Raw genomic sequence first — 1,000 nt, 5'->3', positions numbered from 1 at the left:
ACCATCCCGCTGCTGATCGTCGCCAGCCTCTGGTACCTCGTGATGACCCTTCTGCTGAGCTACCCGCAGTCCAAGCTCGAGCAAAAATACTCCCGCACAACCTCCAGGCTTCCCCGGAAGGCGAAGAGAGTTGTGCTGACAGCACCGGAAGGTATCGCCCGATGAGTGCCGACGGAACCATCCTCGCCCAGCGGATCCGAAAGTCCTTCGGACCTAAAACAGTCCTCAAAGACATCGACCTGGAGATCGCCAGCGGCGAGATCTGCTGCATTATCGGACCCAGCGGCTCCGGAAAATCCACCGTCCTGCGCTGCATCAACGGCCTGGAGACCGTCGACTCCGGGGTCCTGAAAGTCAACGGCGAAGACTTCGGCTACTACGAAACCGACACCGCGTACCACGCCCTGCCCCCGAAGAAACTCGCCGAGCAGCGCACCAGGCTCGGCATGGTCTTCCAGCAGTTCAACCTCTTCCCGAACATGACAGCACACGAGAACATTATGGCCGGACCCGTCCTGGTCAAAGGCACCGACAAGAAGCAGGCCGGCAAGCGGGCGCACGAACTGCTCGCAAGCGTCGGCCTGGCCGGGTTCGGGGACTACTACCCGGCCCAGCTCTCCGGCGGTCAGCAGCAGCGCGTCGCGATCGCCAGGTCCCTGGCCATGGATCCGGAGATCATGCTCTTCGACGAGCCCACCTCGGCCCTGGACCCGGAAAAAGTCGGCGAAGTCCTCGCCGTCATGCAGGACCTCGCCAAGAAAGGCATGACCATGGTCGTGGTCACCCACGAAATGGGCTTCGCCCGCGAAGTGGCCGACTCCCTGATCTTCATGGACGACGGCTACATCGTCGAACGCGGCGACGCCCGGGAAATCCTCTCCAACCCCAAAGAACCCCGCACCCAGGCCTTCCTGAAGCAGGTGCTCTGACCATGGACGGAAAACTCGCCGTCATCGGCCTCGGCAGCATCGGATCCATGGCCCTCTGGCAAGCCTCCCGC

1 protein-coding gene is annotated in these 1,000 nt (G+C 62.6%); it reads left to right on the top strand.

Going from position 1 to position 1,000, the window contains the following annotated elements:
- The first annotated feature begins 161 nt into the window (after window positions 1-161).
- A complete protein-coding gene (locus tag AC1DDG_RS21655) occupies window positions 162-929 on the top strand; it encodes an amino acid ABC transporter ATP-binding protein (protein ID WP_476877696.1) in 768 nt (255 codons plus the stop codon).
- The last annotated feature ends 71 nt before the right edge of the window (window positions 930-1,000 follow it).

The organism is Arthrobacter sp. 10L430, assembly GCF_056395245.1.
This window is presented reverse-complemented; position numbering and strand designations above follow the sequence as displayed.

What these genes read in the sequence shown, in the direction of transcription:
- AC1DDG_RS21655 (WP_476877696.1), top strand. Translation starts at nt 162, where the DNA reads ATGAGTGCCGACGGAACCATCCTCGCCCAGCGGATCCGAAAGTCCTTC.